General features: G+C 47.4%; 21 protein-coding genes. 7 read left to right on the top strand and 14 right to left on the bottom strand.

Translation table 11 applies throughout. The features are described from left to right. Positions 1 to 16 precede the first annotated feature (16 nt). Complete coding sequence (locus tag EQP46_RS10155; RefSeq protein ID WP_129493536.1) at positions 17 to 1,738, bottom strand: vWA domain-containing protein; 1,722 nt, start codon at positions 1,736 to 1,738, stop codon at positions 17 to 19. Positions 1,739 to 2,092: 354 nt separating this feature from the next. Between EQP46_RS10155 and EQP46_RS10160 the strand changes: the two genes are divergently transcribed. Genes EQP46_RS10160 through EQP46_RS10170 form a run of 3 tightly spaced genes read left to right on the top strand, consistent with a single transcriptional unit; the run spans position 2,093 to position 4,277 of the window. Continuing rightward, positions 2,093 to 2,851 (top strand): amino acid ABC transporter substrate-binding protein, encoded by a 759-nt coding sequence (locus EQP46_RS10160; protein WP_017015787.1) that lies wholly within the window; start codon positions 2,093 to 2,095, stop codon positions 2,849 to 2,851. Further along, positions 2,851 to 3,525 carry an amino acid ABC transporter permease gene (locus EQP46_RS10165; protein ID WP_129493537.1) on the top strand — a complete coding sequence of 225 codons (675 nt, stop codon included), beginning with the start codon at positions 2,851 to 2,853 and terminating at the stop codon, positions 3,523 to 3,525. The genes EQP46_RS10160 and EQP46_RS10165 overlap by 1 nt, the downstream gene beginning before the upstream one ends. Before the next feature lie 14 nt (positions 3,526 to 3,539). Continuing rightward, positions 3,540 to 4,277 carry an amino acid ABC transporter ATP-binding protein gene (locus EQP46_RS10170; protein ID WP_129493743.1) on the top strand — a complete coding sequence of 246 codons (738 nt, stop codon included), beginning with the start codon at positions 3,540 to 3,542 and terminating at the stop codon, positions 4,275 to 4,277. 116 nt (positions 4,278 to 4,393) lie between these two features. Here EQP46_RS10170 and EQP46_RS10175 read toward each other — a convergent pair whose 3' ends face one another. After that, a complete protein-coding gene (locus tag EQP46_RS10175) occupies positions 4,394 to 4,684 on the bottom strand; it encodes a YkgJ family cysteine cluster protein (protein ID WP_129493744.1) in 291 nt (96 codons plus the stop codon). Between the two features lie 271 nt (positions 4,685 to 4,955). On the opposite strand from EQP46_RS10175, the gene EQP46_RS10180 reads away from it, so the two are divergent. Beyond that, entirely contained in the window at positions 4,956 to 6,134 is a 1,179-nt protein-coding gene (locus EQP46_RS10180; RefSeq protein ID WP_129493538.1) for a methyl-accepting chemotaxis protein, read from the top strand. 97 nt (positions 6,135 to 6,231) lie between these two features. Here the strand turns inward: EQP46_RS10180 and EQP46_RS10185 are convergent, their stop codons facing one another. The 5 genes from EQP46_RS10185 to EQP46_RS10210 form a co-directional block, all read right to left on the bottom strand. After that, complete coding sequence (locus tag EQP46_RS10185; protein WP_129493539.1) at positions 6,232 to 7,008, bottom strand: ABC transporter permease; 777 nt, start codon at positions 7,006 to 7,008, stop codon at positions 6,232 to 6,234. After that, entirely contained in the window at positions 7,001 to 7,633 is a 633-nt protein-coding gene (locus tag EQP46_RS10190; RefSeq protein WP_129493745.1) for an ABC transporter ATP-binding protein, read from the bottom strand. Before EQP46_RS10190 ends, EQP46_RS10185 begins: the two co-directional genes overlap by 8 nt. A gap of 28 nt (positions 7,634 to 7,661) precedes the next feature. Continuing rightward, positions 7,662 to 8,111 (bottom strand): acyl-CoA thioesterase, encoded by a 450-nt coding sequence (locus EQP46_RS10195; RefSeq protein WP_205685927.1) that lies wholly within the window; start codon positions 8,109 to 8,111, stop codon positions 7,662 to 7,664. 181 nt (positions 8,112 to 8,292) lie between these two features. Next, positions 8,293 to 8,706 (bottom strand): alternative ribosome rescue aminoacyl-tRNA hydrolase ArfB, encoded by a 414-nt coding sequence (gene arfB / locus EQP46_RS10205; protein ID WP_129493541.1) that lies wholly within the window; start codon positions 8,704 to 8,706, stop codon positions 8,293 to 8,295. A 55-nt stretch (positions 8,707 to 8,761) separates the two neighbouring features. Further along, positions 8,762 to 9,691, bottom strand: coding sequence for a DMT family transporter (locus EQP46_RS10210; RefSeq protein WP_129493542.1), 930 nt, complete (start codon positions 9,689 to 9,691; stop codon positions 8,762 to 8,764). A 413-nt stretch (positions 9,692 to 10,104) separates the two neighbouring features. On the opposite strand from EQP46_RS10210, the gene EQP46_RS10215 reads away from it, so the two are divergent. Together EQP46_RS10215 and EQP46_RS10220 are read left to right on the top strand one after the other, a co-directional pair. Continuing rightward, complete coding sequence (locus EQP46_RS10215; RefSeq protein ID WP_129493543.1) at positions 10,105 to 10,521, top strand: DUF805 domain-containing protein; 417 nt, start codon at positions 10,105 to 10,107, stop codon at positions 10,519 to 10,521. 388 nt (positions 10,522 to 10,909) lie between these two features. Beyond that, complete coding sequence (locus tag EQP46_RS10220; protein ID WP_129493544.1) at positions 10,910 to 12,496, top strand: BCCT family transporter; 1,587 nt, start codon at positions 10,910 to 10,912, stop codon at positions 12,494 to 12,496. 103 nt (positions 12,497 to 12,599) lie between these two features. Here the strand turns inward: EQP46_RS10220 and EQP46_RS10225 are convergent, their stop codons facing one another. Genes EQP46_RS10225 through EQP46_RS10240 form a run of 4 tightly spaced genes read right to left on the bottom strand, consistent with a single transcriptional unit; the run spans position 12,600 to position 16,177 of the window. After that, the gene (locus EQP46_RS10225) at positions 12,600 to 13,355 is read right to left on the bottom strand and encodes an iron ABC transporter ATP-binding protein (protein ID WP_129493545.1); all 756 of its coding nucleotides are present in this window, start codon (positions 13,353 to 13,355) and stop codon (positions 12,600 to 12,602) included. Positions 13,356 to 13,361: 6 nt separating this feature from the next. After that, positions 13,362 to 14,312 carry an iron chelate uptake ABC transporter family permease subunit gene (locus tag EQP46_RS10230; RefSeq protein ID WP_129493546.1) on the bottom strand — a complete coding sequence of 317 codons (951 nt, stop codon included), beginning with the start codon at positions 14,310 to 14,312 and terminating at the stop codon, positions 13,362 to 13,364. After that, positions 14,305 to 15,240, bottom strand: coding sequence for an iron chelate uptake ABC transporter permease subunit VctD (vctD, locus tag EQP46_RS10235; protein ID WP_129493547.1), 936 nt, complete (start codon positions 15,238 to 15,240; stop codon positions 14,305 to 14,307). The genes EQP46_RS10230 and vctD overlap by 8 nt, the downstream gene beginning before the upstream one ends. Before the next feature lie 28 nt (positions 15,241 to 15,268). Then, positions 15,269 to 16,177, bottom strand: coding sequence for a siderophore ABC transporter substrate-binding protein (locus EQP46_RS10240; protein WP_129493548.1), 909 nt, complete (start codon positions 16,175 to 16,177; stop codon positions 15,269 to 15,271). A gap of 389 nt (positions 16,178 to 16,566) precedes the next feature. Between EQP46_RS10240 and EQP46_RS10245 the strand changes: the two genes are divergently transcribed. Beyond that, a complete protein-coding gene (locus EQP46_RS10245) occupies positions 16,567 to 16,950 on the top strand; it encodes a DUF805 domain-containing protein (RefSeq protein WP_129493549.1) in 384 nt (127 codons plus the stop codon). On the opposite strand, the gene EQP46_RS10250 is transcribed toward EQP46_RS10245, so the two are convergent. The 3 genes from EQP46_RS10250 to EQP46_RS10260 all read right to left on the bottom strand — a co-directional run bounded on the left by EQP46_RS10250 (position 16,934) and on the right by EQP46_RS10260 (position 18,971). Continuing rightward, entirely contained in the window at positions 16,934 to 18,034 is a 1,101-nt protein-coding gene (locus EQP46_RS10250) for a flavin monoamine oxidase family protein (protein ID WP_129493550.1), read from the bottom strand. The two genes, EQP46_RS10245 and EQP46_RS10250, sit on opposite strands and share 17 nt — an antisense overlap. Before the next feature lie 12 nt (positions 18,035 to 18,046). After that, complete coding sequence (locus EQP46_RS10255) at positions 18,047 to 18,721, bottom strand: SDR family NAD(P)-dependent oxidoreductase (RefSeq protein WP_129493551.1); 675 nt, start codon at positions 18,719 to 18,721, stop codon at positions 18,047 to 18,049. A gap of 67 nt (positions 18,722 to 18,788) precedes the next feature. Continuing rightward, entirely contained in the window at positions 18,789 to 18,971 is a 183-nt protein-coding gene (locus tag EQP46_RS10260; RefSeq protein ID WP_129493552.1) for a hypothetical protein, read from the bottom strand. Positions 18,972 to 19,821: the final 850 nt, after the last annotated feature.

Here is a 19,821-nt window from a genome sequence, read left to right on the forward strand (position 1 = left end):
TTTGCAGTCCTCGCCATTAAAGACTTTGCGCCACTTCCACTAAGCGAACAAACTCTCCGCGGTAGTTGTAAGGGTCGTCGCCGCGATTTTCTCGTGCGATGGTGGCGATCTGCGCGTAATCGAAATCATCAAGGTAGCTATTTTCTTTGAGTTTCTGTGCAAATGCCGCAACCGCTGTGGCAAATTTGAAATCTGCACTCGCTTGGGTGAAGCCCTTCTTGATGTCGTTTTGATTCACATTGCCTTCTACCAGTGTGCTGGTGGCGGTGCCGGGTAATTTATAACGGACTTTCACATGCGCCAATTCGTTACTGTGACTGCTTGAAGATGCCACATCGGCCTCTTTTTGTTGATAACGCAGATCATCAATTTGACCTTGGTCGCCTGTTAACGTCAGTTCATAGAGCGCAGTCACGGTATGACCCGCGCCAATCTCGCCTGCATCTACCTTGTCATTGTTAAAGTCTTCATCGCGCAGTTTTCGGTTTTGATAACCAATCAAACGGTACTCTTTGACGTTAGTCGGGTTGAACTCGACTTGAATTTTCACGTCAGACGCAATGCTTTGAAGCGTGCCGCTCATCTGACGCAGCAACACTTTTTGTGCTTCATGCAGCGTATCAATGTAAGCGTGATTCCCATCTCCCGTGTTCGCCAGTTGCTCCATCAAGGCATCGTTGTAGTTGCCTCGTCCAAAACCGAGTGTGGTGAGGGAAACGCCTTTCTTACGCTCTGCGGTGATGATGTCTTTAAGCTCATCCATGTTGGTGACGCCGAGGTTGAAATCGCCGTCTGTCGCCAGAATCACACGGTTAACGCCGCCTTTGATGAACCCTTGCTGCGCTTGTTGGTAGGCGAGTTTAATGCCGCTTTCCCCGTAAGTGCCGCCGCCCGCATTCAGGCTTTTGAGCGCATTGAGGATGGCTTGTGTGTTGTCGCCTTTCGTGGGTTTCAACACCACGCTGGCGTTACCGGCATAGGTCACCAAACTGACGGTGTCGTTCTCTCCCAGTTCTTTGGTCAACATCGACAAACTTTGCACCAGCAATGGTAATTTGTTGGGTTGCGCCATTGAGCCTGACACATCGACCAAGAACACAAGGTTCGAGGCTTTACGCTCTGCTTTTGGAATGTCGTAGCCTTTGAGCGCAATACGAAGCAACTGGCGTTCCACGTTCCAAGGGGACGGCGCGATCTCTGTGTTTACCGAGAAAGGCTGCTTTGTACTGTTTGGCGTGGCGTAGTTGTAATCAAAATAGTTGATGAAGGCTTCTTCCCGAATCGCGTCAGTCGGAGGCTTTTGTCCCATGGTCAGATAGCTGCGCACATTGGCGTAACTGCCCGTATCAACGTCAATCGAAAAGGTCGAAAGCGGCGTGGTAATGACTTGGTGCACGCCATTGCTCGGTGTTTCGATATAGTTGTCACGATTTTTGGCCTGAGGGTAGGGCTCGTAACTGGGCATTACCATCAATGCCTTGCCCATGCGATTAGCCGGCTGCGCGGTGAACGCAACGTCGACGGAGGCATCATGCATTGCAACGTGCTCTTCTGTTTCAGGCATAGGTTGGATTTGCGGTTGAGGCAACTGAGTTTTTGGTTTCGTGGTGGAGGTTTGCGCATTCTGCGCCTGTTTTTCTGTTGATGCGTCATTCATCGCGACATCAGAACAGGCAGTGGTGATCCCCAAGGCAAGTGTGATCGCAATAGCAAGGCGTTTTTTTGAAAGCGAGAGCATGGTGTTTTCCTTTGTTCATCGGGTATTTACACACTACAAACGGGCAAGTCCTCAGAAGGGGTGATCTTTTTTCATTTTATTTTTTGATTGTTGTTAGCTGCTTGTTTTTAGTGGCGAGTAATGGGGTGGCATAAGGTTTTTAATGGAGGCGGTGAAGCTGGGTGGTTATAAAGTAAACAATGCATCTGCAAAACTGCGGATAGAGTAGTTAGCTGTTCGGTGAATGAAATGGATTACATTTTATTGCTCTGGTTTATATGAAATTTCCAGAGTATTACATATGTTTTTTCGTTATTTATCGCAAAAAAGGAACTGCGTTACATTGGCGGCAACAGAATAAAGGAGTACTTCACCATGCCTTCAATGAAAAACCTACTGGTTGCCACACTTGCACTCGCAGCCAGCTTTACCTCTACCGCATCACTTGCTCAAGACGAAATCAAAGTGGGCATGTCGGGCCGTTACTTCCCGTTCACGTTTGTGAAGCTCGATAAGCTACAAGGCTTCGAAGTGGATGTGTGGAATGAAATTGGTAAGCGTGCCGACTACGACGTTGAGTTCGTGACGTCCAGCTTCTCTGGCCTGTTTGGCATGTTGGAAGCGGGCCACATTGATACCATCAGTAACCAAATCACCATGACAGATGCACGCAAAGCAAAATACGCGTTTTCTGTGCCTTACGTGGTTGATGGTGCGCAAGTGGTTATCCGCAAAGGACGCGATGACATTCAAGGCATTGATGATCTGAAAGGGAAAAAAGTTGCAGTAAACCTCGGGAGTAACTTTGAACAATTACTGCGTAACTACGACAAAAACAACGAAATCAACATCATCACGTATGACTCTGGTTTCGAGCAAGATGTTGCCCTAGGCCGTACTGATGCATTCGTGATGGACCGTGTTTCTTCAGCGCAATTGATTAAGAAGTCAGGTTTGCCGCTGGCACTTGCGGGTCAACCGTTTGAAACCATCCAAAATGCGATGCCGTTTTTGAACACACCAGAGAAGTTAGAGATAAAAGCCAAAGTAGATAAAGCGCTGAATGACATGAAAGCCGATGGCACCCTAAGCGCAATCTCGCAAACTTGGTTTGATTCTGACATCACGAAATAATGAACGGGTTTGATTTCGACTACATGATGGCGTTGTTCCCGATACTGTTTAAGTATTTGGGAATAACCCTCGAAATGTCACTCATTGGCTTTGCTGTGGCATTGGTATTATCCGTTTTTCTTGCTCTCGTGCGTGTGTTTAAACTCAAGGTGTTGAACGCCCTTGTGGTGGTGTATATCTCTTTCTTTCGTGGCACACCGCTCTTGGTTCAACTGTTTTTGCTTTACTACGGATTGCCACAAATCTTCCCTATCTTTGTCGGGATGGATGCGTTCACCGCAGCCGTGATTGGTTTGTCGCTCCACTTTTCTGCCTACATGGCCGAAAGCATTCGCGCTGCGATCTTAGGTATCGACAAAAACCAAATGGAAGCCAGCTTGAGTGTGGGAATGACACAGCTTCAAGCCATGAAGCGCATCATCCTGCCGCAAGCTGCCCGCGTGGCAACGCCGTCGTTGATGAACTATTTCATCGACATAATCAAAAGTACCTCTTTGGCATTCACCTTGGGTGTGGCGGAGATCATGGCAAAAGCCCAGATGGAAGCGTCATCGAGCTTTAAGTTTTTCGAAGCCTTTATGGCGGTTGCACTGATTTACTGGGTGGTAGTGATTTTCTTCACGCAGATTCAGTCGTTGTTGGAAGTCAGGTTGAATAAGGCGTACGCACGATGAGCACAGTGAATCAAATGATCGCGGTAAAAAACCTCAGCAAACGCTTTGGTGATGTTGAGGTGTTAAAACACATCGACTTGGACGTGAAGCAGGGTGAAATCGTCGTCATTATCGGGCCGTCAGGTACCGGAAAATCGACCTTGCTACGCTGCCTGAACTATTTGGAAACGCCTACCACAGGTGATATCCAAATCGGTGAAGCGTCTGTTAATGCGGAGAAAGCGTCGACGTCAGACATTCATAACCTGCGTAAACAAAGCAGTTTTGTGTTTCAAAGCTATGCCTTGTTTGCCAACAAAACGGCAGTGGAAAACGTCGCTGAATCTTTGATGACGGTGTGGAAAGAGCCAAAAGACACGGCACAACATACTGCCCGACAATTACTAGATAGCGTCGGTATGTCAGATCATCTGAACAAATACCCAGCGCAACTTTCTGGTGGTCAGCAACAACGCGTTGGCATCGCACGTGCGATGGCTTGTAAAGGTGACGTGATTTTGTTTGATGAACCCACTTCTGCACTTGACCCTGAATGGGTGGATGAAGTGTTGGCCGTAATGAAGCAACTGGCTGAGAAAAAACAAACCATGGTCGTTGTGACCCATGAAATGCAGTTTGCTCGCGACATCGCTGATACTGTGATTTTTATGGAAGGCGGTGTGATTGTTGAGCAAGGGCCACCCTCACAGATTTTTGGTAACGCCCAGCATGAACGCACCCGCGCGTTCGTCTCAAGGGCCATGGGCAGTTAAAATGTATGCCCGCCTGAAAAGCAAAAAGCCAGCATCTGCTGGCTTTTTGCTTTTAGCTACCTTTTATCCCGCTTCCTGATTTCATGGGGAATGGGGCGAACCCTTTAAACGCGGGGTTACAAGCAGGCTTTACGTTCTTCGACACACTCGTACGAACCCATTTCAAATTCGCGGCAAATCCAAGGGCGATTTTCATAAATCGTACACATCAGGGTTTCGCGATCGACCGCTGAACACCATCCATCTTCTAAGCGCAGCATGGTTTCTGCGCCCCACTCATCCACCGCGATATGCTCTTCAGGCACACCGGTGTCTGTGATGATCATGACTTCGAGACGGCAACAACACGCTTGGCAATTGGCGCACGTAACTTCCGCCGTTGGGATATTTTTCACTTCAATGGTCATAGACATCTGTACCCAATTTAATTGCTGCATAGTACTGGAAATCACGTGATTGGCACACCCGTATTTCTCATTTAACAGCGGATACAGCGTGAGCTGTAGGACGTGGTTGTTTGCTTGGTTTATGAAATTAATGCGCTGTAATTAATAAAGATAGTGTGGGCAATTAACGTTAGATCATGTTGGCGAGCCTTCTAAGGCTCAACTATTTTTAGTTAAGCAATACACGTTTGTATGCATATTATCGCTGCGTTGTTTGTATTAGGGAAAGCTAATGTCTAGAAAAAGCATGTTTAGTTCGCTGTTTACAAGAATGAGGTTAATTCACTGGGTGGGTATTGTGCTGCTGTTAGTGAATGCGTTTTTCTTCACCGACAATGTCTATTCGGTGATCATTCAATTGACGTTGGCGGGCGTACTCTTGATCCACGATATTGATGAGAAAAAGTGGGGCGTTGACTCGCTAAACGAAACCAAGCGCTATTTAAAAAACTTCGAAGAGAACAACCTTAGTGTAAAAAACAACGTGAAATCGTCATTAAACAGTGAAATGGAAGACTTTTTACGGGTTATTGAAAACTTCCGCATCAGTATTCGCAATACGCTTGAGACGATTGATGAATCCTCAAATGAGTCAAAATCCTTGTCTGACGGCATGCTCATGAAGGTGAAAAACATCAACGAAGATCTTGTTAAGCAAGATGACAACTATGAGCTCGCCACAACCAATCTGTCCTCGTTGAAAACCTTCTCCTCTTCCATGGTGCAAACACTGAAAGACACGGCGTCTTCTACGCAGCAAGTGAAGGGGGATTTGATTGATTTAAACAGTAAAAACATTTCTTCACTTCAGCAGTTAGAGAACTACTCAAGCAGTGTTGAACACATGTACACCTCGTTCATTGAGCTGAAAGCGCAGGCTGAATCCATCGAAAAGTTTGTTGAAGTCATCAAGTCGATTTCAGAGCAAACTAACTTGCTGTCTTTAAACGCAGCAATAGAAGCAGCACGTGCAGGTGATCAAGGCCGTGGCTTTGCCGTGGTGGCGGATGAAGTGCGTCAGTTAGCACTGTCGACGCAAGATAGCTTGGGTGATATCACGAAAATCGTATCTGAGATCCGTGGTTCCGTGGTGCAAATCAGTGATCGCTTAACCACGCAAAAAGAAGAGCTCCTAGAAATTATTTCCCATTATGAAGGCTCAAATCAAACGGTCCAAGATGCCGTGTCTTCCATCAATGAGGTGGTGACATTGATTTCGACCGACGATGAAAGCACGGGGCTTGATGAACTGCTGGGTCAAATTGAACATTTGAATACCTCGATGCTCAAGATTAAAGAATCGAAGGATTCAATCGTGAACCTGAGCGACCAAATTCGAGTTGATAATCAAAACTTGGTTAACGCTAACGATGTGTTGAAACAGCGTGTATCCCAGTTTGTGTTGAAGTAAGAGAGAGGGGCGCGCAGCCCTTCACCTTCGTTTTAAAAGGCCGTCGGCATTTCTCGACGGCCTTTTTTCGTGGAGTACGTGCAGATCCGGGATGGGGTTAGGGTGAACCAATGAGATTCCCGTACTCATCGAACAGACGTCTCCCCGCTAACAGCAAGGTCGTTGACACTGACGTAAAGACGACGATGAAAATGGCCACCATGATGACGAGTTGGTACTTCACCGCCAATAGCGGCTCTGTGCCACCGAGGATTTGGCCCGTCATCATGCCTGGAAGGCTAACAATGCCTAACGTGCTCATGGCTGCCATGGGCGGCTTTAATGCGGCGGATAAGGCTTCACGCATGAAAGGGCGGCTGGGTGTTGGCGCCCCCATTGATACATAGAATTGGTATTCGGCATGGCGCTTTTTCAGGCTTGAGTGCAGGCGCTCTAAGGCCAGCACGTTGGCTGAAAGTGCATTGCCGAGCAACATGCCCGCCACAGGAATAAGATACTGCGCTTTCCACCACGGGTCAGTTTGAATGACGCCCACCATCAAAACCGGTAACACAAACCCTAACGCGACACATTGCCCGGCCAGCACGGCGGGCATAAGTGCTTTCATGTTGGCACTGGCTTGCTTGCAGATCGTGATGCTGGCGAAAAAGATCATGAGCAGCAGCCACAAGGTGTTCAGCCAAAAGTTCGCAAATGAAAACAGGGTTTGAAGATACAACCCAACCACCGCAAGTTGCAGGGTCATGCGTACCACGGAGGAAATCAGGTTTTTACTGAGTCCAAGTTGCCAGCGCTGGAAAAGAATCAAGGGGATGAGAAAGAGCAAATACAGCCCTGCTAACGCCCAATGATTGATGTTTAACACCTCACTCATTGTTTGCTCCAAAACTGAACTGGTGGCTCGCACTGCCTACCCAAACCTGATCGTGTGAAATGGATACCCGAATCACGTTCATCGTTTCAAGCAATGCCATCACATTGTCTCTACTGCCTGCATCGAGCGCAGAGGTGGGTTCGTCCATGAGCCAAATAGGGCGTTCAAGCAACACTGCACGGGCGAGCGCCAAACGCTGTTTCTCGCCACCGGAGAGGGTATCAACCTCTTTGTTTAGAGCGTGGGAAAGGTTGACCTGATCAAGCACATGCTGGCATTGGCTTTCGCTCGGCAGTTCACGCGATGAGGCTTTGAGTGTCCAGGGTAAATGCAAAACATCAATCACTGTGTCTGCCCCCATCACAGGGTCTTGCGGTAAATAGCAAAACTGGCTGCGCCACCATGCAAGGTTAGCGGTGTCAATTTGCGTGTTTTGCCAATGGATTTCACCGTTTTGCGGCGCTTGTAAACCACAAATAACTTTGAGCAGACTGGTTTTCCCGCTGCCAGATGCCCCTTTTAGCACCAAGTGATCCCCCGCAGTGAGTGACAGACTCAAGGGAGCTGTGCTTGGCGCTTCATAGCCTGATCGCAATTGAACGAACGACAGCGAAAGGGAAGTCATCAAATACCGGTGTCCTATTCTTGTGGGGTTATGCGTGGCTAGCGCCGTCGGGCAAAAGGTAGTGTTCAAGTTTTTTTGCCGTCTCCGCAGGGATTGCGCAACTTTTGCCATCGGTAAAGTCACAATACACCACCAAGGCTTCACCGACAGCTACGCGACGCTGTTGTTGGTGACTGTGGATTTCATATTTCATGGTGTAGCGCTTTTCTTGAATGTCTTCGACCCATGACACTGTGGTGATTTTATCGGGGTACACCAAAGGGGCGCGGAAATCACAGCGAGTAGAAGCAACGACAGGACCAATGTTATGGCGCTTTACGTACTCAAAAACCTTCAGTTCTTCCAACATCACGACGCGAACGTCTTCAAAGTAGCGAAAATATACAGTGTTGTTGATGTGTTGTAGGGCATCCATGTCGTTCCACACCAGTGATTGCGTGTGTTGAAGCGGAAAGTGGTTGAAATTCTTGTCTGTCACGGTGCAATCCTTTTGCGTTCAGAGACATCGATTGGACACCGTTTCGTTGTGGCTGACAAGGTGCTCAGTTTTTTGAGCGCGGGGAATGTGACCTCTGCCATTGTGAAGGCAAAGGTGCGAGAAAAGAAGAAGAAGAAAAAGTTCAGAAAAAGAGGAACAGAGAGAACGAGCGAAGCGAACGTTAGAACTGCACTTTTCCACGCATAGATTTGGTTTTTCCACGCAGGGTTTTCCCATCCATCCGTTTACGTTGTGACGACTTAGAGGGCTTGGTGGCTCTACGCGCCTTTTGCACCACGCCAACGCTTTTGATCAGTGCTTGCAAACGCGCGAGGGCATCATCGCGGTTCTTTTCTTGCGTGCGATATTGTTGACCTTTGATCACAATGACACCGTCTTTGGTGATGCGGCTGTCTTTCAACGCCAGTAAACGTTCCTTGTAGAAATCAGGAAGTGATGAGGCATGAATGTCAAAGCGGAGGTGAACCGCAGAAGAAACCTTATTGACGTTTTGACCACCTGCACCTTGGGCGCGGATATAGGTGATTTCAATCTCGTCATCTGACAAGGTCACGGTCTGAGAAATGTGAAGCATTTTGCTGGGTGTCCTTTCTAAATCAAGGCAACACTATAGCGGAATGTGGCTGATTTTACGACGATGCTGATTCTGCCGTCGCGCCGCGCTGAATGTTTGCAATCACCAGCCCAGAGACGATAAACACGATGCCTATATAATGATAGGTTTCCATTCTCTCCCCTAGAAGCAACATGGAAAAGACCAAACCAAAGGCGGGAATAAGGTGCATGAATTGCCCGGTTGTTGCGGCCCCCATACGCATCAATGCCGTGTTCCAACACCAAAATGCGATGCCGGAAGCAAACACGCCCGTATACAGAGAAATCGCAATGCTTTGTGGAGAAATCGGCATGGTTTCATAGAACACAGATTCTGCAAGATAGAAGGGAAAAATCATTACCACACCAAGGCAAACGGTGTAGCCCAGAATCGGCAAGCCTTTAAGCATATCTGGCAGTTTCTGCACAAGCACGGAATAGGTTGCCCAAACTAAGATGCCAAACAGCGCAATGAGCTCGCTGTTTCCAATGGCGAAGTCTGAGACCAATTGGCCTTTGGTAATGATGAGCAACACACCGATGGCAGAGGTCAGTATGGCGAGCGTTTGTTTTAAGGTCGCGGCTTGTTTTAGCAAGAAGAACTGTAACAGCAGAATCATTAAGGGGGAGGCTGATTGCAGAATCACGACATTGGTGGAAAGCGTGTTTTCAAGCGCGATGTACACCAAGCTGTTGTAGCCCGCCACGCCCAATAAGGCCAACAGTAACACCAGCCCAAGATGTTGCTTGAACAGCAGCCATTTCTCTCTCATCGGCTTGTATACAAAAGGCAGCAGCACGATAGCGGCCACTGTCCAGCGCCAAAATGACAACCCCAGCGGTGGAATACTCGCGTTGACGAGCTTCGCCAGCGTGATGTTGCCCGCCCAACTCATGGTGGCAATGGTCGCCAATAGAATTGGAAACCACGTTAATGATTGTGTCTGTTGGGGGCGGTCTGACATGGCGCGCTTTGCATCCTTTTCTTTCGTTCCGACGTCTTATTCTGGGGAAGCTTCTGGGTGTTTGATCTCAGTTACGCACGCTTGTGAATGAGGATCAACCTCGGGGGCATTGCGAGGTGATGTCATCCTTACGTTTTTGCTGAATGTGAGATATCCAAAGATGGTGAATGTCGTTATTGAGCAGTTTCGCGTTGTCTTTAATACGTTTCGAGTTGCCAATATTTGGTACACTGTACGGTGAATGAGGTAATGCGCCTTGATGCGCACTCAAGCATAGTGAGAATGTTCGTCTCTAATGTTTTGACCGAGTTTGAACGCAAATCCCTGCGCTCTGTAGCGCATGAGCGATAACGCTCACTGTTTCGACGAGAAAGGGTGAGTGCTTGTTGGGAAGAATTGTTCAGGAGAGAAGAATGAATTGGTATATCGATGTACTTAGAAAGTATGCAGTGTTTAAAGGACGCGCTCGCCGCAAAGAGTATTGGATCTTCATTGTATTCAATATGTTTTTCTCATTGGTGCTGTCCCAAGCTGATCAAATGCTGGGATTTTACGATGCAAAAATGGGGATTGGCACGTTAGGTATGATCTATGCGGCGGTTGTTTTCTTACCAACCTTGGCTGTCACAGTCCGCCGTCTCCATGATACCGATCGCACCGGCTGGTGGGCGTTGCTGGGCGTTGTGCCTTTGGGTGTCATCGCGCTATTGATCCTTCAAGCGTTTGATGGCACAAAAGGGGATAACCGTTTTGGGCCAGATCCAAAAGCCGATGACTTTAGCAATAGTGACAACAATGGGTCACCGAAAGACGGTACGTTTGCTGGTTAATATAACGAGCGAATAAGCATCGTATTGATTTCACCATTGAATACGAAAATAAACACCTGCAATATGTAGGTGTTTCTCTCTGTCCCTTAAGATCTCTTCACTCACCAAATTAACCTTCCTCTCTTTCTCCATTTTCTCGAACTTTACATCGACGTCTTAAAAAGAAGATGTTTGAGTGCGCTTACATTTTTCTCTTAACTGATTGCGCATTAATCGGGATGAAAACGGATTTTCTCAGACTTCTATTAGTCGATTCGTCATCATTAACTAGCGTGCACAATAAAATAATGAATGAATGCCCTTTCTCACTCTACGAGGCGTGAGAAAGGGCGTTGCTATTGCTGCTCAGTCGTGTCGCGTTTTAGAGCAAGCAAATGGAGGCAATGCTGTGAGTGGACCAACATCGGAAGTGAATAACGACGATCAATACAATACCGATTATCAAATCGGTCAGGACAACGTCAATGTGTTAGGGCTGGATTTCCATAACCCTGTATTCCCAATTTCAGCCATCATGGTAGTGGTGTTTGTTTTGGGCGTGTTGATTTTTCAAGAACAAGCTGCAGATTTCTTTGGGTGGCTTCGCCCTGCAATTACTCAGTCGTTTGACTGGTTCTTTGTGATTTCCGCCAACCTCTTTTTAATCTTCTGTTTAATTCTGGCGGTGTTACCAGTCGGCAAGATTCGACTCGGTGGCGATGATGCAACCCCTGATTACTCTTACCCTGCATGGTTTGCGATGCTGTTTTCCGCGGGCGTGGGTATCGGCCTGATGTTCTACGGCGTGCTAGAGCCAATGAACCATACACTAAACCCACCATTGGGATTAGAAACCGGTTCCGCAGAAGCGCGTAGCATTGGTACGGCAGCATCCATCTTCCACTGGGGTTTCCATGCGTGGGCGATTTATGCCGTGGTGGGTTTGGCATTGGCTTTCTTCCACTACAACAAAGATTTGCCACTGACACTGCGTTCAGCGTTTTACCCATTATTGGGTGATCGCGTATGGGGTGTTTGGGGACACATCATCGATATCATGGCGGTTTTGGCAACCTTGTTTGGTTTGGCGACGTCGCTGGGTATAGGTGCAAACCAGATTGCCGCAGGTTTGAACTACCTGTTTGGCATTGATTCTGGCATTGAAACCAAATCTATCTTGATTCTCGTGATCACGTTGGCGGCATTGGTGTCGGTTTATCGTGGCATGGACGGCGGTGTGAAACGCCTTAGTGAAATCAACATGGTCATGGCGGGCATGTTGATGGTATTCGTGATTGTGGTTGGCCCAACGGCGCTTATCTTTAGCGGTGTGGTGTCTAACACGGTTGATTACCTGAGCTGGTTGCCTGCGTTGTCTAACTGGGTTGGACGTGAAGATTCTGGCTTCTACCACGGTTGGACAACCTTCTACTGGGCGTGGTGGGTATCTTGGTCTCCATTCGTTGGTATGTTCATCGCGCGTGTATCTCGCGGTCGTACCGTTCGTGAATTCATTCTGGCAGTACTGATTGCACCAACCATCGTTTGTATCGTTTGGATGACGACGTTTGGTACAACGGCACTGGATCAAATGGATGGCGGCTACAATGGCGTGGTGAACTTGATCACCAACGGAAACTGGCAACCTGAGCTTTCCATCTACAAAATGTTTGAAGCCTTGCCGTTTACGGGTGTGATCAGCTTCTTCGGTATGGTGCTAACGATCATTTTCTTCGTTACATCGTCGGATTCCGGTTCGCTGGTTATCGATACCATTACGGCGGGCGGTAAGATTGATGCGCCAGTTTCTCAGCGTATCTTCTGGTGTACCATTGAAGGCTTGGCGGCTATCGCCCTCTTGATGGGTGGTGGTTTGGGCGCACTTCAAGCGGCGACCATTTCAACAGGCTTGCCGTTTGCGGTGTTCTTGTTGGTGATGTGTCTGAGCCTATACATAGGTCTGTCACGAGAGCTACGCAGAAAGCAATTCGCTTAATGCCTTCGCGTTAACGTAAGCAGATAAAAGAAACCCGCCAGTTGGCGGGTTTTTGTTTTTAAGCTCACGGTGCTAATGGGCGAATGACGACTTCACTCACTCGTCAGTAATACAAACACATGCGCTTACCGTTGGCTTCAACGATGTTGAAGGGTGTGTCGTAAATGCCTTCCAACACGTCAGCTTGAATCACATCATTCACCTTGGCATTGGCGACAATGCTGCCTTTTTTCATGGCGATGATATGGTCGGCATAACAGGCTGCAAAGTTGATATCGTGGATCACCACAATGACAGCTTTGCCCATCTCGTGCGCAAGGCGCTGCACGGTTTTCATGATGGAGAGCGAGTGGCGAATATCGAGGTTATTCAGTGGCTCATCCAAAAACACATAATTGGTGTCCTGCGCGATGACCATGGCGATGAACGCAAGTTGACGCTGACCGCCGCTGAGTTCATCCAAATAGCGATGTTGGAGTTCGGCTAAATCGAGGTAGTGAATCGCCTGATCAATCGCATCGTTATCCGCAGCAGTCAGGTTACCTTTGGAGTAAGGGAAACGACCAAATGCCACCAGTTCACGAATGGTGAAGCGCATGGTCATGCTGTTTGCTTGGCGCAGCACTGCCAGCGACTTTGCCAGTTCCGCCGTGTTCCAGTCAGAAATGGCCTTCCCGTCTATCACGACTGTCCCGCTGTCTGGCGAAACGAGGCGTGTTGCCATTGAAAGCAGGGTACTTTTTCCAGCGCCATTGGGGCCGATAACTGCGGTGACTTTGCCTTTCTCGAAATCGGTTGTGGCATCGCTAACAACACGTTGTTGACCAAAGGCCTTACTGATTTTATCTAGAATAATCATGATGCTTTATACAATCTTGTTCTTGAGTAACATCCAAAGGAAATACAGCCCACCTGTGAAGTTCACCACCACACTCAGTGTGGTATCGAAGGTAAACAGGTTCTCTACGATCCATTGCCCAGCCAGAAGGGTACATACCGACAATAAGGCGCAGCCAATCAGCAATACACGGTGCTGGAAGGTGTTGAATAGCTCTCTGGCGAGGTTGGTTACCAGCAAGCCAAAGAACATCACAGGGCCAATCAGTGCGGTAGAAACGGCAATGAGCACTGCGGAGAGCATCAGCGCACGTTGTGTGACACGTCGAACATCAATCCCCAAACTGATCGCGTTGTCTCGGTCTAGCCAGAACACATCCAGGGTGCGGTGCATACGAAACAAAGCAACACTGATCACGGCTAACACCGGCAAGCAAAGGTAAACCAATTCCACCTTTACGTTGTTGAAGCTCGCAAACATGTTTGCCTGCACAGCGGCAAATTCGTTCGGGTCCATCAACATGGTGATGAAGGACGCGGCGTTGCCAAATACCTGACCAAGAATCAATCCCACCAAGAGCAGCACGATCAAGTTTCGACCTTCTTTGGCGAAGTAAAAACCGAATAGCAACACGGAAAAGATCACCATTGCACCGACAGAAATGGCGAAGTTTAAATACGCGTTCAACACATAGGCACTGAAGCCGCCAAACATAGCGACGATCAGCGTTTGTGTTAGAAGGTACAGCGCATCAAACCCCATGATGCTAGGTGTGAGAATGCGGTTGTGCGTGAGGGTTTGAAAAACCAGTGACGATTGCGCCACTGCGATTCCTGCAAGCACCATGGCGAGCACTTTCGGCACGCGGCGAGAGAGGAAATATTCATAGTTGTTGGCCGTCAGCCCGACGCAGATAAACAGTGCAGCGAAGACTAGGGCGGTGATCAGCATTAGGCCAATTTTCTTGGAGTCAGACATGCTTTTGCCCCTTCAAAATAAGCACAATGAAGGCAAGGCCGCCAAGAATACTCACGAGCATGGACACGGGAATTTCATAGGGGAAGATAATCACGCGGCTGGCAATGTCGCAGACCAAGACCAAGGCAGCACCAAGGGCAGCGGTACGAGGGATGTTCTTTCTCAAATTGTCGCCGTAATACAAACTGACCACGTTTGGCACCAGTAGACCGAGGAAGGGCAGGGTGCCGACGATCATCACCACGCTGGCGGACATGATGGAAACCAGCATCACACCAATTAACACCACATGCTGATAGCGCAAACCTAGCCCAGTGGCGAAGTCTTTACCCATACCAACGGCGGAGATTCGCGTGGCGTAGAGATAGCTGAAAATCGCAATAGGAATGGCGATATAAAGCAGCTCAAAATCACCCCGCAAAATGGTGGCAAAGTTTGCAATCGCCCATGCGCTGAGCATTTGCACGGCGTCATATTTGTAGGCAATGAAGGTCGCCCCCGCATCAATGATGCTGCCGTAAATGATGCCGATTAGCGGCACGAACACGGCGTTACGAAATTGAATGCGTTGGATGAGGGTGACGAAAAGCAGGGTGCCAAGCACGGCAACGCTGAAAATAAGCCAAAGCTGATTGCCGTTGCCGAAGAAAACCAAGCTCATCACGTAGCCGAGCATGGCGCATTCTATGGTGCCCGTGGTAGAGGGCGCAGCAAATCGGTTCTGACTGATCTGCTGCATGATAAGGCCAGCAATACTCAGCCCTGCGCCAGCAAGTAAGATGGCAAATAGACGGGGAAGACGGCTGGTAAGAAAGAGGTTTAGCGCCTCAGGATCACCTGCAAGCAAGCTCGCAGGTGAAAGTGGGCTGACGCCCACGAACAAGGAAAACAGGCTTAATAAGCCCAGAGGAAGCAATAACTTGAACAAGATAACCTCTGCTCTCCGGGAGCAAGTATTAAAGCGCTACGCTGTTTTTAATGTCTGAAACCATCTGTTCTGTCGCGGTAATGCCTGACATAGACAAGTACCACGCATTCAGGTCTAGATACGTCATTTTGCCCGTTTTGTAGGCTTGCGTGCTTTTCACGAGGTCGTTGTCGAAGTCTTCGCGTGTCGTGCTTTCCGCTGGGTTAACCAGGGTGTCGCGGTCAATGATCAGCAGTGTTTGTGGGTTGGCTTCACGGATGAACTCGAACGAAATGGAATCACCGTGTGTGGCAGTTTTAATGTCTTTCACGGTCTCTTTGAAACCGAAATCTTTGTAGATCACTGAAAAGCGCGACTCTGGGCCAAAGGCGGTGATGTTGCCACCAGAGCTCATTACTGTCAGCGCGTCACTGTTGTTGGCACTGTTATGTTGGCGGATGGTGTCGAACTCTTTCTCGAGTGACGCGATCTTTTCTTCTACCAAGGCTTCTTTGTTGAAGATTTTTCCAAGGTTACGCCATTGTTCTTTCGTGCCTTCCCAGTAGCCTTCCGCTTGGTTATTGGCGAAGACAACAACAGGGGCGATTTTTGATAGTTCTTCATAGCTGGTGGAGCTACGTGGACCCACGATGATCAAATCCGGCTCTTGCATGTAGATCTCTTCGAAGTTGGGTTCGAAAAGGCTACCCGCATTGGCGTACTTGTCGCCTTTGTATTTCTCAAGATAAGCAGGAGTTTGAGACACTTTAGATACCGCAACTGGGTCGATGCCGAGTGCGTTAACAGCATCAAGTGAACCTAAACCAATAACGACAACTTTCTCTGGCGTTCCATTGATTTGGGTTTGTCCCATCAGGTGATCAACGGTGATGTTGTTTGCATGTGCAAAGAATGAAGCGCAAATGGAAAGCAGAATGGCCTTGAACAAGGTTTTCATGTTAACTCCCTATTAAGAAAATGAGAATGTATATCAAAAGCATTCGCAATATACATTTGAGGGGCCAGTGATTCAACCTGTTATGTGTAATCGGCGCCTCCCTGAAAGAGAGAGATAAAGGATTTGCGAGTGCTGCAGTTTTTGTTCTGTGTTCGAAGGGAGGCAATAGACGTAAAGATTCTCATCAGGAATGGTGACTTTCAAATAATGAGAATGGTGTGTGTAAAGTGATAATTTAACGACAACCAGCGAGAACGGGCGTCATTTTGTGGGTTTAATACAGACAATTCAAACAGGCATTTGATAACGTAGCCCACGCGTCATAGAGGCTGTAATTTAGTATTAAAACAATAATTCGAAAACATCTATAAAGTAGTAAGGATACTCGAATGAAGTGGTTGTTTTCTGCATTTTTGAATTACGCAAAATTCTCAGGCAGAGCAAGGCGAAGAGAATACTGGGGCTTCTTCTTCTTCCAAAACGTTGTACTGGCGCTTTGCTTTATGATTGATATCGCGGAGTCAGGAATAAACCACTTTCAGGTGGTAGATTTACAGGCAACCGCCTTATGGGTCGCTTTGACCATCATCCCAGCGATATCTGTTACTGTGAGAAGGTTTCATGACATCAATCGCTCTGGATGGTGGTGGCTCATTATCGTTGTTCCACTGATTGGTTCGTTGATTGTTTTGATCTTTACGTTACTACGCGGCACCAAGGGCACTAATCGCTATGGCTGCGATCCCAAAGGGATTTTCAGCAACAGTTTTTGATGGCACTAACGGCACGACTTGCAGCATCGAGTGCCCCTTCTAAATAGCCACCATACCCGCGGGATGCTTCTGTTCCGGCAAACACGATATTCGGATGCGCGCTGTCTTTGGTGCTGAGGCCATAGACACCGTGCGATGTGGCGATATCTTCTTTGGTCGCTGTCAGCGGATCTTGGTACCAATCAATATATTCAACACTGAGCGGTGTTTGTGCTTCTGGACCAAACAACCGAACTGATTGCTGGATAATCAGTTTCTTCAACGTCTCATCCCCCGCGGTTTTTCTTGCTGGGCCATTAATGCCCATAAAGCCCATGATCGCACCGTAGGCAGGCTCACCATTGATGTCGGGTGACGCATCATGGATTTCTACCAAAGGGCCAACATTGCTGTTTACTGACCCTGAAAATCCCATTTCTCGCCAGAACGGTGTTTCGTAGATCAACACCGCTTTCGCATGCGCCGCCATCCAGGTTTCGGTGCTATCGAATGCCTTTTTCAGCGCAGGGTCGAGGGCAGGGCTGAATGCGATATGTTTAGCCACCAATCTGAGAGGCATGGCGAACACGATATGTTTGGCTGACAAGGTGCCGATGTCGCCATTGCGCTCATATTCCACCGAATAGGTGTCGTCAGCTTGCTTCAATACGGCGCTGACCTGCGTGTTCAAGAAGCGCTTTTCAGAAGGCAGCGCTTCCAATAAACCATTGATGATCGCCTGCATCCCGCCGTGAAGACGGTAGGTATCGGGCATGATGTCATAACCGACATCGATGGCTTGAGGCGGCGCGCCACGCATTTTATCCACTAAGTAACGGCCGTCGGAAAACTGCTTATAAGCTGTGATACCCAGCGCTTCGATGAGTGCTGACAATTGCGGGTTAATATTGGGCCAAAACCAAGAAGGGCCAAGATCAACGCGTGCTGGGCTTTCGTCACTAAGAGATGTTGAAACAATGCGCCCTCCAAAGCGATCACGCGCTTCAAGCAACATGTAGTCATGCCCTTGTTGCTCTAACAAATGCGCAGCGTATAGGCCGCTTAAGCCGCCGCCGATGATCACTGTGTCAGTTGTTGTTTTCATAGTCACTCCGATTTAAAAGACTTCACTGTAAGGGCGAATATCCACTTCTTGTGTCCAAGCGGTGACGGGCTGCTTTGCTAAATGTAAGTATGTCAACGCGGCATCTTCTGGTTGAATTGCGTTTGCTTTAACGAGGGTAGGGAAACGCTCTCGACTTTTTTCAGACCAAATAATGCCGTCGATAACCACATGCGCGATATGAATTCTATTGGGCTGAAATTCTCTGGCGAGTGACTGAGTTAATCCCCTTAGTGCAAACTTTGCTGATGCAAAAGCGCTAAAGTTTTTGTTTCCCTTTACGCCTGCGGTAGCCCCCGTCACTAAGAGTGAACCTCTGCCTGTTTTTATCATTGACGGAATAACGGTCTGTGCAATGTTAAATACACTCATCACCGACGTTCTCCATGTTTGCTCAAATTGGCTAGACGTCGTGACAAAAAAACGCTCTATCGTGAGTAAAGCGGTATTGCATATAACAACGCTGGGTATGCCGTAGAGCGTTTCTATCTGCGCAAAAGCGCGATTGACTTCGTTTGGGTCCGTTGTATCAGCCAGAATCATTGCGTTTTTTCTGCTGAGGGTAACCACTTGAAAACCATCATCCTCAAAGGTTTTTTTTATAGCATGCCCTAAACCTTCACCGTAACCGGCAATCACTGCGAGTGGTTTTGCTTTGTTTCCTTTCATGATTTCTCCCTCAACAACGTATCTTCCATGCATTCTATCGAGCCAAAAATCTGAAACGAGGCATGATTCATTCATTGGTGGGATAGTTTTTCTTTGTCAAAAAACAGGATACTGAAGTCAAAACGACGGTTTCTTGCTCGGTTAACAAATGTTCAACGAGTCTTTTCTCGCTGCCACCCGAGAAAAAACTCTCGTCGGCAGTACCCTTAGCCTGATCGATAGAATCATTTCCATTGACAATGTTGGGCATGCATTTTTCCCTGTTTATAAGGTCTTTTTGTGGTCAATCTTGTTGCTAATTTAGCGTGAAGACTTAAATGAAAAATATAATGAGTTGTTATTTATATAATCATGAAAAAAGTATTAGCTGTTAAGTGTTTGATGTAAGGTTTTCTGTAGGGTGGTAATTTTAAAGTTAATTAAATCATTGGCTTAATGTCATTCCTTTCAGTTTGTGCTTTGTTTTTATTCACTGATAACCCTGTGGGTTTATTGGCTTTTTAAATGGTATATAAATCTATAATCACGATTGGAAAGTAATTGATGCGTGGTGGGTGAATTTTTTGTTTTTATTTAAGTTCTATTTTTAATTTTATCTTTGGTTTTCATAAGCGTTTTATGAATTATTAATTTAGAAAATTATAATTAATTAATTTTTCGGTTGTATCGAAGGAAGAGGTATGGATGTTGTGTAGTAAGTTTCGAAAGTTTCATGTGATGGTAAAAATGTCTTTGAATTGGGTTATTTGGCGCATCGGATCATCTACACTTTTATTTAAGTCGTCGCTATTCAAGGCCTTATATACCCAAACAACCTGAAGATGCAGGATTCAGCGAGGTTTACTGACGTTATGATCTAGGCGTCCCTTTGCCGATGTAGTGATCTCCATCAAAAAGGGATAACACCGAGCATGGCGTCAGTAAACTCGCCCGAAGGGAGGCCCTCAGTGCGTCCACTTCATCGTTAAATTCCTGTGAAATAGAATGACTATTCCTACAAGAATTTGCCTTGAACTGAACGTACTGATGGCCTCTGAAATCGAGCATCTTCAGGTTGTTTGGGTATATGACAGTGCAAAAGATACATTTCGGTTTTGAGA

Origin of the sequence: Enterovibrio baiacu, from assembly GCF_004120195.1 — a bacterium.
GTDB lineage: Bacteria > Pseudomonadota > Gammaproteobacteria > Enterobacterales > Vibrionaceae > Enterovibrio > Enterovibrio baiacui.

What these genes read in the sequence shown, in the direction of transcription:
- EQP46_RS10155 (WP_129493536.1), bottom strand. Translation starts at nt 1,738, where the DNA reads ATGCTCTCGCTTTCAAAAAAACGCCTTGCTATTGCGATCACACTTGCC.
- EQP46_RS10160 (WP_017015787.1), top strand. Translation starts at nt 2,093, where the DNA reads ATGCCTTCAATGAAAAACCTACTGGTTGCCACACTTGCACTCGCAGCC.
- EQP46_RS10165 (WP_129493537.1), top strand. Translation starts at nt 2,851, where the DNA reads ATGAACGGGTTTGATTTCGACTACATGATGGCGTTGTTCCCGATACTG.
- EQP46_RS10170 (WP_129493743.1), top strand. Translation starts at nt 3,540, where the DNA reads ATGATCGCGGTAAAAAACCTCAGCAAACGCTTTGGTGATGTTGAGGTG.
- EQP46_RS10175 (WP_129493744.1), bottom strand. Translation starts at nt 4,684, where the DNA reads ATGACCATTGAAGTGAAAAATATCCCAACGGCGGAAGTTACGTGCGCC.
- EQP46_RS10180 (WP_129493538.1), top strand. Translation starts at nt 4,956, where the DNA reads ATGTCTAGAAAAAGCATGTTTAGTTCGCTGTTTACAAGAATGAGGTTA.
- EQP46_RS10185 (WP_129493539.1), bottom strand. Translation starts at nt 7,008, where the DNA reads ATGAGTGAGGTGTTAAACATCAATCATTGGGCGTTAGCAGGGCTGTAT.
- EQP46_RS10190 (WP_129493745.1), bottom strand. Translation starts at nt 7,633, where the DNA reads ATGACTTCCCTTTCGCTGTCGTTCGTTCAATTGCGATCAGGCTATGAA.
- arfB (WP_129493541.1), bottom strand. Translation starts at nt 8,706, where the DNA reads ATGCTTCACATTTCTCAGACCGTGACCTTGTCAGATGACGAGATTGAA.
- EQP46_RS10210 (WP_129493542.1), bottom strand. Translation starts at nt 9,691, where the DNA reads ATGTCAGACCGCCCCCAACAGACACAATCATTAACGTGGTTTCCAATT.
- EQP46_RS10215 (WP_129493543.1), top strand. Translation starts at nt 10,105, where the DNA reads ATGAATTGGTATATCGATGTACTTAGAAAGTATGCAGTGTTTAAAGGA.
- EQP46_RS10225 (WP_129493545.1), bottom strand. Translation starts at nt 13,355, where the DNA reads ATGATTATTCTAGATAAAATCAGTAAGGCCTTTGGTCAACAACGTGTT.
- EQP46_RS10230 (WP_129493546.1), bottom strand. Translation starts at nt 14,312, where the DNA reads ATGTCTGACTCCAAGAAAATTGGCCTAATGCTGATCACCGCCCTAGTC.
- EQP46_RS10240 (WP_129493548.1), bottom strand. Translation starts at nt 16,177, where the DNA reads ATGAAAACCTTGTTCAAGGCCATTCTGCTTTCCATTTGCGCTTCATTC.
- EQP46_RS10245 (WP_129493549.1), top strand. Translation starts at nt 16,567, where the DNA reads ATGAAGTGGTTGTTTTCTGCATTTTTGAATTACGCAAAATTCTCAGGC.
- EQP46_RS10250 (WP_129493550.1), bottom strand. Translation starts at nt 18,034, where the DNA reads ATGAAAACAACAACTGACACAGTGATCATCGGCGGCGGCTTAAGCGGC.
- EQP46_RS10255 (WP_129493551.1), bottom strand. Translation starts at nt 18,721, where the DNA reads ATGAAAGGAAACAAAGCAAAACCACTCGCAGTGATTGCCGGTTACGGT.
- EQP46_RS10260 (WP_129493552.1), bottom strand. Translation starts at nt 18,971, where the DNA reads ATGCCCAACATTGTCAATGGAAATGATTCTATCGATCAGGCTAAGGGT.